Source organism: Pseudomonas sp. A214 (assembly GCF_900156295.1).
Classification (GTDB): domain Bacteria; phylum Pseudomonadota; class Gammaproteobacteria; order Pseudomonadales; family Pseudomonadaceae; genus Aquipseudomonas; species Aquipseudomonas rhizophila.
Map to the genome: position 1 here is coordinate 483,001 of NZ_LT707062.1, position 14,099 is coordinate 497,099.

The following is a 14,099-nucleotide window of genomic DNA, read 5'->3' on the forward strand; positions in this document are numbered from 1 at the left end:
TGAGTCAAACCCATGACCGACAAGCCACAGGTTCCAGCCCCGCAGCCCGACGAATCCCCCAGCCATCCGGACGCCGCAGCCGTGGCCGCGTACCTGGAGGCTCACCCGGACTTCTTCGTCGAGCATGAAGAACTGCTGGCGACGATGCGCATCCCCCACCGCCGCGGCGACACCGTGTCGCTGGTCGAGCATCAGATGAAGATTCTGCGCGAGCGCAACATCGAAATGCGCCATCGTCTTTCGCACCTGATGGACGTAGCCCGGGATAACGATCGGCTCTTCGACAAGACCCGTCGCTTGATCCTGGCGCTCATGGATGCCAACACCCTCGAAGACCTGGTGATGAGTGTCGAAGACAGTCTGCGCCAGGATTTCCAGGTGCCTTTTGTCAGCCTGATCCTGTTTGGCGATAACGCCATGCCAGTGGGGCGCTGGGTAACCCACGCCGATGCACAGACAGCCATCGGCGGCTTGCTCACGGAGAACAAGAGCGTCAGCGGCAGCCTGCGCGAACATGAGCTGGACTTCCTCTTCGGCGAAGAACAGCGCAAGCAGATCGGCTCCACCGCTGTCGTCGCCATCGCCCACCAGGGCGTACATGGCGTGCTGGCCATTGCCAGTCGTGATCCGCAACACTACAAAAGCTCGGTGGGCACGTTGTTTTTAAGCTACATCGCCGAAGTCACCGGCCGGGTCCTGCCGCGCATGACTGGTTCACTGCGCTCGGTACGCTGATGATGGAACGGCAGCTGGACGCCTACTGCGAACACCTGCGCAGTGAGCGCCAGGTGTCGCCCCACACGCTGTCGGCCTATCGCCGCGACCTGGAAAAAGTGTTGGCCTGGTGCCAGAAACAAAACATCGGCAGTTGGGCAGCCCTGGACATCCAGCGTCTGCGCAGCCTGGTCGCCCGCCTTCATCAACAAGGGCAATCCTCCCGCAGCCTGGCGCGACTGTTGTCAGCAGTGCGAGGCCTGTACCACTACCTCAACCGCGAAGGGCTGTGCGATCACGACCCCGCCACCGGCCTGGCACCGCCCAAGGGCGAACGCCGGTTGCCCAAGACCCTGGACACCGATCGGGCCCTGCAATTGCTGGAAGGCGCCGTCGAGGATGACTTCCTGGCGCGACGGGACCAGGCGATTCTCGAATTGTTCTACTCCTCCGGCCTGCGGCTTTCCGAACTGACGGGGCTTAACCTGGATCAACTGGACCTGGCCGATGGCATGGTCCAGGTGCTGGGCAAGGGCAGCAAGACACGTTTGCTGCCCGTTGGCCGCAAAGCCCGTGAGGCCCTGGAGCTGTGGCTGCCGTTGCGGGCGCTGACCAACCCGGCCGACGACGCGGTATTTGTCAGCCAGCAAGGCCGGCGTCTCGGCCCGCGGGCGATCCAGGTGCGGGTCAAGGCCGCCGGTGAACGCGAACTGGGACAGAACCTGCATCCCCACATGCTCAGGCATTCCTTCGCCAGCCATCTGCTGGAGTCTTCCCAGGACCTGCGCGCCGTCCAGGAACTGCTCGGCCACTCCGACATCAAGACCACCCAGATCTATACCCACCTGGACTTCCAGCACCTGGCAACGGTCTATGACAGTGCCCACCCAAGGGCCAAACGAATCAAGGGCGACGAATCATGACCATCGAGCTCATCACTTTCGACCTCGACGACACCCTATGGGACACCGCCCCGGTGATCGCCAGTGCCGAGGCCATCTTACGCCAGTGGCTGACCGACAACGCCCCGAACCTGGGCAGCGTGCCGGTGGAGCATCTTTTTACCATTCGCGAGCAAGTGTTGCGCGAGGAGCCCGGCCTGAAGCACCGCATCAGCGCACTGCGCCGACGAGTGCTGTTCCGTGCCTTGCAGGACGCCGGTTATGACCAGTGGCAAGCCTCGGAGCTGGCGGACGAAGCGTTCGAAACATTCCTGCACGCCCGTCACCAACTGCAAATCTTTCCCGAGGTGCAGCCTACCCTGGAAATTCTGGCCAACCATTTCGCCCTCGGCGTGGTCACCAATGGCAACGCCGATGTACGTCGCCTGGGACTGGCGGATTATTTCAAGTTCGCCCTGTGCGCCGAGGACATCGGCATCGCCAAGCCTGACGCCCGGTTGTTCCACGAAGCCTTGCAACGCGGCGGCGCCACGGCGCAAACCGCCGTGCACATTGGCGATCATCCGGGTGACGACATCGCCGGCGCCCAACAGGCCGGCTTGCGGGCAATCTGGTTCAATCCGGCGGGTAAAACCTGGGATGCCGAGCATGTACCGGATGCAGAGATTCGCAGCCTGACCGAGCTGCCGGGGTTGCTGGCGGGGTGGCATAGCCAACCCTGAACCGCCTGTTTTGTGGCCACAAGAACTCAAATTGTGGGAGCGAGCCGCGGCGCCTGGCCTGAAGATTTTTATAGCCCATGAAAAAGCCCGCAGCGACGGCGGGCTTTTTCAGCAAGCAAGAAGCAGATGCTCAGATCGGGCGGCTGCCGTACTTGTTGTCCGGTTTCTTGGGCGGATCCGCAACAACGTTGGCCTCCACTTCCTGCACTTTACCGCCTCGGGCCAGGAACTCCTCCATGGCCTTGGCGAGCGCATCACGCTCCTTGTTCTTGGCCTCTACGCTCGGCAACTCGTCGACCGAAACCGCCGCCTTGGCCTTGCCTTTGGCGGTTGGCGCCGGTACATCGGCCCCATCGTCATCGGCGACGTCTTCAGCCGCCGCTTCCAGGCCTTCTTCGGTCTCGTCTTCGTCACCTACTTCGAGGTCGTCGTTTTCCAGATCATCGTCGCTCATGTTCTACCTCATGACTTGCGAAAAGCAGATTAGTTATAGCCCAGCTTCGCCGTCTGTCGAAGGCTGCCAGAAAAAATTCAACATCCGCCGGCAATCAGCGGTTACTCCCCATCACCGTACAAAGTGGCGAGGACTTTACGAGCACCGCCATGATCACGGTGCTCGCCCAGATAAACACCTTGCCAGGTACCCAATGCCAACCGTCCCGCCGTGACCGGCAGGCTAAGCTGACACCCCAGCACGCTGGCCTTGAAGTGCGCCGGGAGGTCGTCCAGGCCTTCGTCGTTGTGCTCATAATCGGCGGTTCCTTGTGGGATCAGCCGATTGAAAAATCGTTCGAAGTCTCGACGCACCGCCGGATCGGCGTTCTCGTTGATGGTCAACGAGGCCGAGGTATGCTGCAGCCACAGATGCAACAGACCGACACGACATGCCCGGAGTTCAGGCAGGCCGGCGAGCAACTCGTCCGTTACCAGATGAAAGCCCCGAGGCCTTGCCCGCAGGGTTATCAGCGTCTGTTGCCACATACAGATCTCCGCACGTTCGGCGCGCATTCTAGCGCGCTCTGGGAAAAAACAAAGGGCCTAATACGCCTGCTTTGGTGTAAGCCGATGGCGGTAGAAAAACCCATGTCGCGTACATAACAAAAGACGTCGGAAAAACCGACACATCCTGTGAGCAATGACAAACTCCAGACAAAAAAATGCCCGGCGAACCGGGCATTTTTTTTATTGCGTGTACTTACAGATTGTAGCCACGCTCGTTGTGCTGGGCCAGGTCCAGGCCGACCGCTTCTTCTTCCTCGGAGACACGCAGCCCCATGACGGCGTCCAGGACCTTGAGAATGATGAAGGTGACGATCGCGGTGTAGATCACCGTGAAGCCTACACCCTTGAGCTGAATCCACACTTGCGCGCCGATATCAGTCACGGTGCCGAAGCCACCCAGGGCCGGCGCTGCGAACACACCGGTCAGGATCGCGCCCAGGATACCGCCGATGCCGTGCACGCCGAAGGCGTCCAGGGAGTCGTCATAACCCATTTTGCGCTTGAGGGTAGTGGCGCAGAAGAAGCACACCACACCCGCCGCCAAGCCGATGACCAGGGCGCCCATCGGGCCCACGGTACCGGCAGCCGGAGTAATCGCCACCAGACCCGCCACCACACCCGAGGCAATGCCCAGTGCGCTTGGCTTACCGTGGGTGATCCACTCGGCGAACATCCAGCCCAATGCCGCAGCAGCGGTTGCAATCTGGGTCACCAGCATTGCCATACCGGCGGTGCCGTTGGCCGCGATGGCGGAACCGGCGTTGAAGCCGAACCAGCCTACCCACAGCATGGCCGCACCCATCAAGGTGTAACCCAGGTTATGCGGTGCCATCGGGGTAGTCGGGAAGCCCTTGCGCTTACCCAGTACCAGGCACGCCACCAGGCCAGCAATACCGGCGTTGATGTGCACCACGGTGCCGCCAGCGAAGTCCAGCACACCCCAGTCCCACATCAGGCCGCCGTTGCCGGACCAAACCATGTGCGCAATCGGTGCATACACCAGGGTGAACCACACGGCCATGAAGATCAGCATGGCGGAGAACTTCATCCGCTCGGCGAACGCGCCGACGATCAGGGCCGGGGTGATGATGGCGAACGTCATCTGGAAGGTGATGAACACCGCTTCAGGGAACAGGCCAGTCAGGCTACTAGGCGTGAGGCCCGCCAGGAATGCCTTGTTCAGACCGCCGACGAACGAATTGAAGTTGACGACGCCCTGCTCCATCCCCGTGGTGTCGAACGCAATGCTGTAGCCATAAATGACCCACAGGATGCTGATCAGACCGGTAATGGCAAAGCATTGCATCATCACGGAAAGAATGTTTTTCGACCGAACCATGCCGCCGTAGAACAGCGCCAGGCCGGGAATAGTCATGAACAGTACAAGAATTGTGGCAGTGAGCATCCAGGCAGTGTCGCCGGAGTTCAGGACTGGGGCTGCCGCTTCTTCTGCCATGGCCAGGCCAGGCGTTACGAAGGACAACAGGGCTCCTAGCCCTGCGAATTTACGCAGAGTCATATTGTTTTCTCCTGGGGCGTTGGGTTTGGCGGCTTAGATAGCGTCGGTATCGGTTTCGCCGGTACGGATGCGAATAGCCTGTTCCAGATTGACCACAAATATCTTGCCGTCACCAATCTTGCCGGTATTGGCGGCCTTGGTGATCGCCTCGATAACCCGGTCCAGATCCTTGTCGTCAATGGCGACATCGATCTTCACCTTGGGCAGGAAATCAACCACGTATTCCGCGCCGCGATACAGCTCGGTGTGACCTTTCTGCCGACCGAAGCCTTTGACCTCAGTAACGGTAATGCCCTGCACGCCGATTTCGGACAGCGACTCGCGCACGTCGTCCAACTTGAACGGCTTGATGATGGCAGTGACTAGCTTCATGAAACTTTCTCCCGAATTGGTGGACTTGCCCCAGGAAAACAAACCCGACTCAAGTCTAAGCGCAGTGCCTGGCTTTGTAACGCATCGTCGGCCCAAGTTGCCCGACCGGTGCCAGCTAACCACTCTGACGAAGCTCCCCGCCTCGCCGGCTGCACTGCATTCGTCACAGCGACTGCATCAGTGCATGGGTCATCAGCCACTAAGCAGAAACCTTGCCATCTGTGCCCAAACCTTCTGATTTCAGTCTCTTACCCACTGTGCCGGCTCGCGCCGCACCCCGAACAGGAACAATACGCACAACATCAGTGCGACGATGCCCGGTCCAGTGCGCGAAAAGCGTGCACTCCTTGCTCGCCAATTGAATATAGACGCGGCGTGATACACTGCCCTCATCGTTTTCAGGACACCTGCCATGCTTGCGCCCAAAGACCTCCTCGACGCCCTCAGCGGCCACGCCTCCCGCCTATTGAGCGGCGACACACCCCTGCCCAAAAGCGAAATCGAAAGCCAGTTCAAGGCCCTGCTACAAAGCGGGTTCAGCAAGCTGGATCTGGTCAGCCGGGAAGAATTCGACAGTCAGATGGTCGTACTGGCCCGGACCCGGGCGCGGTTGGAGAGCCTGGAGGCGAAGGTGGCGGAGTTGGAGGCGAAGATAAATCCTCCTACCGAATAAAATCCCCAGCAGGAGCTGCTGAAAGCTGCGATTTTTTGTCTCGCTCCCCTGCAACGCTTTTTTGCCGAGACCTCAAGCCGACTAGGTCAGCCACTCGCGGCTCGCTGGGATTGACCTTGGGCCAGCGCCAGCGGCAACTCCAGGGTAAAGAGCGCGCCCTTGCCCGGCCCCGCGCTCTGCACTGTCAGCTCGCCGCCCATCTCGTGCGCAGCCAGAATGCAACTGTGCAGGCCAAAGCCGTGACCGTCGGCACGCGTCGTAAAACCATGCTCGAACACCCGGTTGAGATTGTCCCTGGAGATACCCTCGCCGTTGTCCTCGACCTCGATCCGCACACGCTTGTCGTCAGTGGCCTTCAGACGCAGGGTAATGCGCGACGGTCGATCCGCCACCGAATCAAGCGCCTGCTTGGCGTTGTTGATTAGATTGATCAGTATTTGCAGCACCTTGTGCTTGTCCAGCAACATCATCGGAATATCGGCGAGCTCCTTGATCAGCGTCACATGATGACGAGCCAGGGACACATCGCAGATGCGCACCACATCCTCGATCAGCTCTCGCAGCGAACCCGGCTCCAGCACGCTGGAGTTACCGGCATAGGACTGCTGGGTGGCGACGATTTCCTTGATATGGTCGATGCTCTTGGTCAGCTGCACCAACTCATCGATCATGCTCCGCTGCTCGGCTGCCAGGGCTTCGGCCAACTTGCCAAGATAGCCGGGTAGCGCGCGACCTTTCGGATCGCTGCTGATAAAGGCGCCGAGATCATCGGAATGCTCCTTCATCAATTCAGCAACCCTGATCACCCCCTGCCCCTTGGATGCGTGCACTTTCTCGTACAAGAGTCGGGCTGACACATTGACGCTATTGAGTACATTGCCCACGTTGTGCAGCACATTGGTGGCGATTTCCGCCATACCGGCCCGGCGCGCGGTAGTGACCAGTTCGGCCTGCGCCTCACGCAACTCGTCATTGACCCTGGCCAGTTGCTGCGGGCTGGGGATCTTAAGGGCCGCAGGCACTAGCCGAACCAGCAGGATGGCAGTAATCACCGAGGCGATAGCAGTGATTACCTTAACCAGCGCCGACAGCCAATAGTAGGGCTGCCAGATAGTCAGGATTTCCATCACATGGCTGGTCCCGCAGGCCAGGATGAACACACCAAAAGCCGTCAGCATCCAGTCAAAAGGCACGTCTTTGCGCTTGTGGATAAAGTACAGAAGGGTGAAGGGGATGGAGATGTAGGACAGGGTGATCAAGCCATCGGCAATGACATTGGTCCACAGCAAATCCGGCCGCCACATATAGCAATGCCCATGGGGTATAAAGCGCTTGTCGGTTAACAGAGCCAGCAGATCGTTCATGGGCCACTCACTCCCTGTGCCGTAGATGCCGATTGGACAAATCGGAGTCTAGCAGGGGCTGGGGCGGTCATTTCGAAGGCTCCGTGAAACGACCGCAGAGCCCTGCTGAACGAACGCGCGCCCTATCGCCATCGTGTTCGCGGGGGTGATCGGCCATTAGTAACCGCAACATCCTGGCAAAATTTTCGCCTTCGATTGCCCCACCGAAAGCCTATCCCACGACTAACCTTCAAGAGCCGCAGGACGCGGCCCCTTATTCACTCAAGGAACGATTGCATGTCGCTCGCCATTGTCCATAGCCGCGCCCAGGTGGGGGTGGAGGCTCCTGCCGTTACCGTTGAAGTCCATCTGGCCAATGGCTTGCCATCACTGACGATGGTCGGCTTGCCTGAAGCGGCGGTGAAGGAAAGCAAGGACAGGGTACGCAGCGCGATCATCAATTCGGGCCTGAATTTCCCGGCGCGGCGCATCACGCTGAACCTGGCGCCGGCGGATCTGCCCAAGGACGGCGGGCGGTTCGACCTGGCGATTGCCCTGGGGATCCTGGCGGCCAGCGTACAGGTGCCAACCCTGATGCTGGACGATGTGGAATGTCTCGGGGAGTTGGCGTTGTCCGGCGCGGTGCGCCCGGTGCGCGGTGTGTTGCCCGCGGCGCTGGCGGCGCGCAAGGCCGGGCGTACGCTGCTGGTGCCGCGAGCGAATGCCGAGGAAGCCTGTCTGGCATCGGGGCTGAAGGTGATCGCGGTGGACCATTTGCTCGAAGCGGTAGCCCACTTCAATGGCCATACCCCGGTGGTGCCTTATGTTTCCAACGGGCTGCTCTCGGCGAGCAAGCCCTATCCTGACTTGAATGAAGTACAAGGCCAGGTCGGGGCCAAGCGCGCATTGCTGATCGCCGCTGCGGGAGCTCATAACCTGTTGTTCAGCGGACCACCAGGCACCGGCAAGACATTGCTGGCGAGTCGTTTACCGGGGTTGTTGCCGCCACTGGCTGAAAGTGAAGCCCTGGAGGTCGCCGCGATTCAGTCGGTCGCCAGTTGCGTACCGTTGAGCCATTGGCCGCAGCGCCCGTTTCGTCAACCGCATCACTCGGCGTCCGGCCCGGCGCTGGTGGGTGGCGGCTCAAAGCCGCAACCGGGAGAGATCACCCTCGCCCACCATGGCGTGCTGTTTCTCGATGAACTGCCGGAGTTCGACCGCAAGGTTCTTGAGGTCTTGAGGGAGCCGCTGGAATCGGGCCACATCGTGGTTTCGCGCGCTCGTGACCGGGTGCGCTTTCCGGCGCGTTTCCAGTTGGTGGCGGCGATGAATCCCTGCCCCTGTGGATACCTTGGCGAGACCAGTGGCCGATGCTCGTGTACGCCGGACATGGTGCAGCGCTACCGCAATAAACTCTCCGGCCCCTTACTGGACCGCATCGACCTGCACCTGACCGTCGCCCGGGAAGCCACGGCGTTGAGCCCCAAAAGCGAATCCGGTGCGGATACGGCTACCGTAGCCGAGCAAGTGGCCGAGGCCCGCGAACGCCAGCAAAAGCGCCAGGGCTGTGCCAACGCGTTCCTGGATCTGCCGGGTTTGCGTCGGCATTGCAAGTTATCCACAACCGATGAAACCTGGCTGGAAACCGCCTGCGAACGACTGACCCTGTCGCTGCGAGCCGCCCACCGCCTGCTCAAGGTCGCCCGTACGCTGGCGGACCTCGAGCAAGCGGATCGAATCAGTCGGGAGCACTTGGCCGAAGCATTGCAGTACCGGCCCGCCACGCCCTGATGGGCATCATGGCTTGCTCAGGTCCACCAGCGGCGTATTTCGTACTTCGGTTTGCTGGGCGCCCTGGATTTCATCGATACGTTTGAGGGCTTTATCCACGGCACCTTTATCAGCCAACAGGCTGTAGTGGATCTGGAACTGCTTGTGCTCTTTTGGCGCGATGGTGGGCACCAGGCCCAGTGGCCGTTGATACCGGCGGTTATAGGAAAAACTGGTGCCCGGCTCCAGCCCGGTCACGTAACCCTGACCTTGGGTATCGGTGTTTTTCCACAGGGAGAACACGGGGAGCGTGCCGGTGTTGAAGCCCACCGATACACCGAGGCTACCGGCCTTGTTGTGCAGCACGGTGAGGGTGTCGCCCTTGGCATCGGCATAAGGCACGACGTTGTAGACGGTTTCGTCGTAGTCCTTGGTTGGCCCTCGGTAGGTTTGCCAATCCGCCAGATCGCCCTTGGCTTTGTCGTTGAACGGCGAGACCTGCTTGACCGGCGCCGCGAAGCGAGCCCCCTGCTCCAGGAACGGTGTACTGAAATTGCTGTGGTAAAGCGCTTGGTATTCCTTCGGATAGTCGCCGTTGTTGGTCAGCGTGTCCTTGAGTGCGAAGCTCACGCTGCCGGGCTCGGTCAGCAGTTCGGTTTGTACCGAGAAATCGACTTTCTTGAAGGCTTGTTCCTTCAGCTCGCCCCGCAGAGTAATCGCATAGGGCGGTTTTTCATCGATGTGCAGCGTCACTTTGTTGGCCGGGATGTTGGCGGCGCGGCCATGCAGCGTCAGCAGCTCGCCGTTGTCCATGCCGGGATGGCCGACCCATTCGTAGCCACAGCGGGTCACCAGCTCGTTGAAGCCTTCGAGCCAGCCCAGTCCACCGCGACCATTGAGCTCGATGAACGACGGATTGACCACTTCCTTGACCGGCGAATCCCAGCCCATACGCACTTCACCGACCGAGGCCTGCAGCACGTTCATGCCCCGTGTTGGGACGACCGAGAGCTTCATCGTGCCGTTGTCGATATCGACGATGCTGACGCCTTCCTGCCGACCGCCATGCAGGGTGCGCATTGTCACGGAAAACGGCTTGTCGGTTTTCACGCCTAGCTGCTGGCTGGTGATTTTCCAGGGCTGAGCGGCTTTATCGGTGTCGAGCAGGACGTAATCCCAGGCCATGGCGTGGGACGTAGCGCCCAGGGCGCTGAGGGCAATGACAAGTTTGAGCGGAGTCATAAGGGCAGCCTTTTCTTGGAGTTGTGCGGTTTTTATAGACTTGAAGAAACGTTTCAGCAAGCTTAAAAACAGCGATAACCTTGAAAACCGCAAACGCCCGTTCGCCGCCAAGCCTCTGTGGGAGCGAGCCTGAACTGGTCAAGTAATTCTGGACACCAGTTAAGGTTTCACGCCGCCAGTTTCTCCATGGCTACCGGCGACCGGTAGTCGTTGTAGCTATGGAGCCTGACGTTGTTGTATCGCATCACATAACGTTGCACATCCACGCGGGCTTCATGCTCCGAGCTGTAGCCATCGTCTGGCACCCACTCTGATTTCAGGCTCCCAAAGAAACGCTCCATCGGGGCGTTGTCCCAGCACTCACCTTTACGACTCATGCTGTGCAGGAGTCCATGCTTGCGCATCTCATTCCTGAATTTGTGGCTGGTGTATTGGCAACCTTGGTCAGAATGAAACAGCACCTCTTTTGGACAGCCTCGCAATTGAACCGCCATTCGCAACGCTTCGCAGGTCAGCGTGGCATCGGAAATCATTGAAAACGACCACCCCACGATCCGGCGAGCAAACAAATCCAACACTGCCGCGAAATACATCCAGCGCTTACCCACCTTGATGTACGTCACATCTCCACACCACACCTGGTTGATCGCCGTGACATCAAACTTGCGCTTGAGCACATGCGGCGCTACCAGCGCTTCCACGCCGGAAGATTTGTACTTGTGCCGCCGCCGCTGATGACTGGCAACACCGGCTTCGCGCATCAAACTGCGAGCCAGATGTCGCCCGACACGATGCCCCTTTGCTTGCAGTTCCTTGGAAAGGGTGCGAGACCCGGCGGATGCTCTGGATTCCTTGTGATGCTCGACCAGCACGGCTTTGAGTTTCTCCCGCTCAGGCTTCACCTTGCCTTGGCGCTGACGCCAGGCGTAAAAGCTGCTGCGGTTGACCCCAAACGCCCGACAGCAATTGTTAACGCCGTACTGCTCGTCCAGCTCGTTGATCAACGAGAATGATCTTTGGAGTCCAAAAGCAGGAGAGCACTGGCCTTTTTTAGGATTTCAATGTCCAGGTCTTTTTGCCTGAGCAACGCTTTGAGCTGCTGAATCTCTCGCTGATCGGCGGTAATCGCCTTAGCCCCCTCGGGGGTCGAACCCAAGCGCTCTTTGCGAACCTGGTCGACCCAACGGCGCAAGGCGGTAGGGCCAATATCCAGGCTGGCACAGACTTCGGGAACGGACTGGCCCTCGTCCAGCACCATGCTGGCAGCCTTGAGCTTGAACTCACTGGAATAAGATTTGCGCATATCCAAACACCTCAGATTTGGGCGCCATCATAGCGCCCGATTGAAGTGTCCAAAATCATTAGGCCAGTTCAGCCTGCTCGCGATAGCGGTGGGTCAGTGGCGGGGATGTCGGCTATGCCGACGCCTTCGCGAGCAAGCTCGCTCCCACACTGATCGGGATGGCCCACAAAATGTTCGTTCGCCGCCAAGTCCCTGTGGAAGCGAGCTGCTCGCGATAGCGGTGGGTCAGTGGCGGGGATGTCGGCTATGCCGACGCCTTCGCGAGCAAGCTCGCTCCCACACTGGTCGGGGATGGCCGCAAAATCTTCGTTCGCCGCCAGCTTCTGTGGGAGCGAGCCTGCTCGCGATAGCGGTGGATCAGTGGCGGGGATGTTGGCTATGCCACTGTTGTCGCGAGCAAGCCCGCTCCCAGAGGGATCTGGGGTGAACTTGCTCGCGATGAGTCTGCAGGACGCCTCAGCGGAACCGGTCAACCTCTTTGCGCAGGTCCTGCGCCAGTTTTTCCAGTTCCTTGGCGGTGATCGCCAGGTTCGAGACCACTTCGCGCTGTTCGCTGTTGGCCATGGCGATGCTTTGCAGGTTGCTGCTGAGCAGGGTCGCGGTGCTGCTTTGCTCCTGAGTGGCGGTGGTGATCGCCGCGAATTGCTGGCCTGCCGAACGGCTTTGCTCGTCGATGCGCGCCAGGGCCGAGGCCACATTGGCATTGCGCGACAAGCCTTCTTGCATCAACAAGTTGCCTTTTTCCATCGTACTGATGGCGTTACCGGTTTCCTGCTGGATGCTATTGATCATGCCGGAAATTTCGTCAGTGGCCTGACGGGTACGGGACGCCAGGCTACGAACTTCGTCAGCCACTACGGCAAAGCCCCGACCCTGCTCACCCGCACGGGCGGCTTCGATGGCCGCGTTGAGCGCCAGCAGGTTGGTCTGCTCGGCGATCGAGGTGATCACCCCGACGATGCCGCCGATTTCCTGGGAGCGCTGGCCCAAGGTGTTGATGACCGTGGCAGTGCTGTTCAGTGCGCCAGCAATTTGCTCCAGCGACGAGGATGCTTCATCCATCGACGTACGACCGATGCGGGTTTGCTGGGCGTTATCCTGGGCCAGGCGTTCGGTATTGCCCATGTTATCGGCGATGTTCAACGAGGTCGCGCTGAACTCTTCCACTGCGCCAGCCATGCTGGTGATTTCGCCGGACTGCTGCTCCATGCCCTCATAGGCCCCGCTGGATAACCCGGACAGGGCCTGGGCGCGGCTGTTGACCTCTTGCGAGGCCTTGCGGATATGTTCGACCATGGTCGACAGGGCCTGGCTCATCTGGTTGAAGGCACGGGCCAACTGACCGATTTCGTCGTGGCTCGACACATTCAGACGCACGCTCAGGTCGCCGGCGCCCAGCGCCTCGGCCTGGCGCACCAGATCGCCCAGCGGGGCCAGTTTGCTGCGCAGCAGCCACACCGCCGAGCCCACGGCCAGCAACATGGCCAGCAAGCTGCCGATAGCCAGTTGCGTACCGACACTCCAGGTCACGGCGCGAATCTCGGCTTTCGGCATGCTCGCCACCACCGCCCACGGACCGTCCTCGAACGGCACGGCAACGCTGTAGAAATCTTCAGCGGTATCGCTCCAGAACACACCTTTGCCTGGCTTCTTGACCAACTCCTTGATGGTCCCGGTCGCCTGCTCCAGCGCCTGCACACCCGCTGGCGGAACCAACCATTTGTTTTGCTCATCCAGTACCGCCAGCGAACCGGTCTGACCGATACGGAAGCGCTTGAGGTTCTCGAACTGGGCGTTCTGTGCGTCGGTGTAATCGAATCCCACATACAACACGGCAATGATCTTACCGCTGCTATCGCGTACGGGGGTGTACTGCGACATGTAGAAGCGCCCGAAAAGCAGGGCCCGACCAATGTAGCTCTGCCCACTCATGACCGGGGCATAAGCCGGGCCGGCACGGTCGAGCAAGGTGCCGATCGCCCGCGAACCGTCCTGCTTGGTCAACGAAGTGCTCACGCGGATGAAATCGTCGCCGCTACGCACGAACACTGTCGCCACTCCGGCGGTCGTCTGCCTGAACTCATCAACTTCCTTGAAGTTGTTGTTCAGCACTTCGCTGCCCAGTCTCAGGGTTGGAGCCTGCACGCCTGCCACCGCGACCGGCTCATCCGGGTGCACGCTCAGCCCCGCGCTGAAGCGTTTATCGAACAGCCCGCTCAATCGCTGCGTGCTTTCACGCAGGGTGCCATGGAACGTATTGAGCTGGTCGGCCATCAGGCGCGCTTCGCTGGCCAGGTGTTCTTCACGGGTCGCGAGGTTGGCGGAGTCCAGCGAGCGCAGAGCAAAGACGGTGCTGCCGGAGATCACGATCGCCAGTATCACGGCAAGGGCGAGGCCCAGCTGTGAGGCGATTCGGGCACGAGGTTGAGACATGACGGCTCCTAGCCAAGTGACCGGATCATCCTGATCACGTCGCACACTCGGCAATTTTATTCGGGTGATATGTAGGCAGTCCCTTTCTAATACGAAAGTACTAC

General features: G+C 60.1%; 14 protein-coding genes. 5 read left to right on the forward strand and 9 right to left on the reverse strand.

Going from position 1 to position 14,099, the window contains the following annotated elements:
* The first annotated feature begins 12 nt into the window (after positions 1 to 12).
* Genes BW979_RS02165 through BW979_RS02175 form a run of 3 tightly spaced genes read left to right on the forward strand, consistent with a single transcriptional unit; the run spans position 13 to position 2,338 of the window.
* Complete coding sequence (locus BW979_RS02165; protein ID WP_047226135.1) at positions 13 to 735, forward strand: DUF484 family protein; 723 nt, start codon at positions 13 to 15, stop codon at positions 733 to 735.
* 2 nt (positions 736 to 737) lie between these two features.
* A complete protein-coding gene (xerC, locus tag BW979_RS02170; RefSeq protein WP_076383081.1) occupies positions 738 to 1,637 on the forward strand; it encodes a tyrosine recombinase XerC in 900 nt (299 codons plus the stop codon).
* Positions 1,634 to 2,338, forward strand: a complete 705-nt coding sequence (locus BW979_RS02175; protein WP_047226137.1) for an HAD family hydrolase — start codon at positions 1,634 to 1,636, stop codon at positions 2,336 to 2,338. Before xerC ends, BW979_RS02175 begins: the two co-directional genes overlap by 4 nt.
* 130 nt (positions 2,339 to 2,468) lie before the next feature.
* On the opposite strand, the gene sutA is transcribed toward BW979_RS02175, so the two are convergent.
* The 4 genes from sutA to glnK form a co-directional block, all read right to left on the reverse strand.
* On the reverse strand, positions 2,469 to 2,792 hold the full coding sequence (sutA, locus tag BW979_RS02180; protein ID WP_014340827.1) for a transcriptional regulator SutA: 324 nt from the start codon (positions 2,790 to 2,792) through the stop codon (positions 2,469 to 2,471).
* A gap of 101 nt (positions 2,793 to 2,893) precedes the next feature.
* Positions 2,894 to 3,319: a secondary thiamine-phosphate synthase enzyme YjbQ gene (locus BW979_RS02185; RefSeq protein WP_047226195.1), complete on the reverse strand. Its 426-nt coding sequence runs from the start codon at positions 3,317 to 3,319 to the stop codon at positions 2,894 to 2,896.
* Between the two features lie 214 nt (positions 3,320 to 3,533).
* Positions 3,534 to 4,859, reverse strand: coding sequence for an ammonium transporter (locus tag BW979_RS02190; RefSeq protein WP_047226138.1), 1,326 nt, complete (start codon positions 4,857 to 4,859; stop codon positions 3,534 to 3,536).
* Positions 4,860 to 4,892: 33 nt separating this feature from the next.
* Positions 4,893 to 5,231, reverse strand: a complete 339-nt coding sequence (gene glnK, locus BW979_RS02195; RefSeq protein ID WP_002555808.1) for a P-II family nitrogen regulator — start codon at positions 5,229 to 5,231, stop codon at positions 4,893 to 4,895.
* A gap of 412 nt (positions 5,232 to 5,643) precedes the next feature.
* Between glnK and BW979_RS02200 the strand changes: the two genes are divergently transcribed.
* Positions 5,644 to 5,904, forward strand: coding sequence for an accessory factor UbiK family protein (locus tag BW979_RS02200; RefSeq protein ID WP_076383082.1), 261 nt, complete (start codon positions 5,644 to 5,646; stop codon positions 5,902 to 5,904).
* Positions 5,905 to 5,990: 86 nt separating this feature from the next.
* Here BW979_RS02200 and BW979_RS02205 read toward each other — a convergent pair whose 3' ends face one another.
* The gene (locus BW979_RS02205) at positions 5,991 to 7,268 is read right to left on the reverse strand and encodes a sensor histidine kinase (protein WP_076383083.1); all 1,278 of its coding nucleotides are present in this window, start codon (positions 7,266 to 7,268) and stop codon (positions 5,991 to 5,993) included.
* A gap of 276 nt (positions 7,269 to 7,544) precedes the next feature.
* Here BW979_RS02205 and BW979_RS02210 point away from each other — a divergent pair, with 276 nt between their 5' ends.
* The gene (locus BW979_RS02210) at positions 7,545 to 9,038 is read left to right on the forward strand and encodes a YifB family Mg chelatase-like AAA ATPase (RefSeq protein ID WP_047226141.1); all 1,494 of its coding nucleotides are present in this window, start codon (positions 7,545 to 7,547) and stop codon (positions 9,036 to 9,038) included.
* A 6-nt stretch (positions 9,039 to 9,044) separates the two neighbouring features.
* Here BW979_RS02210 and BW979_RS02215 read toward each other — a convergent pair whose 3' ends face one another.
* The 4 genes from BW979_RS02215 to BW979_RS02235 all read right to left on the reverse strand — a co-directional run bounded on the left by BW979_RS02215 (position 9,045) and on the right by BW979_RS02235 (position 13,995).
* On the reverse strand, positions 9,045 to 10,259 hold the full coding sequence (locus BW979_RS02215; RefSeq protein WP_047226142.1) for an aldose 1-epimerase family protein: 1,215 nt from the start codon (positions 10,257 to 10,259) through the stop codon (positions 9,045 to 9,047).
* A gap of 167 nt (positions 10,260 to 10,426) precedes the next feature.
* Positions 10,427 to 11,263 carry an IS3 family transposase gene (locus BW979_RS02220; protein ID WP_047230569.1) on the reverse strand — a complete coding sequence of 279 codons (837 nt, stop codon included), beginning with the start codon at positions 11,261 to 11,263 and terminating at the stop codon, positions 10,427 to 10,429.
* Positions 11,260 to 11,562 carry an IS3 family transposase gene (locus BW979_RS27720; protein WP_047230570.1) on the reverse strand — a complete coding sequence of 101 codons (303 nt, stop codon included), beginning with the start codon at positions 11,560 to 11,562 and terminating at the stop codon, positions 11,260 to 11,262. The genes BW979_RS02220 and BW979_RS27720 overlap by 4 nt, the downstream gene beginning before the upstream one ends.
* Before the next feature lie 456 nt (positions 11,563 to 12,018).
* A complete protein-coding gene (locus BW979_RS02235) occupies positions 12,019 to 13,995 on the reverse strand; it encodes a methyl-accepting chemotaxis protein (protein ID WP_047226143.1) in 1,977 nt (658 codons plus the stop codon).
* Between the last annotated feature and the right edge of the window lie 104 nt (positions 13,996 to 14,099).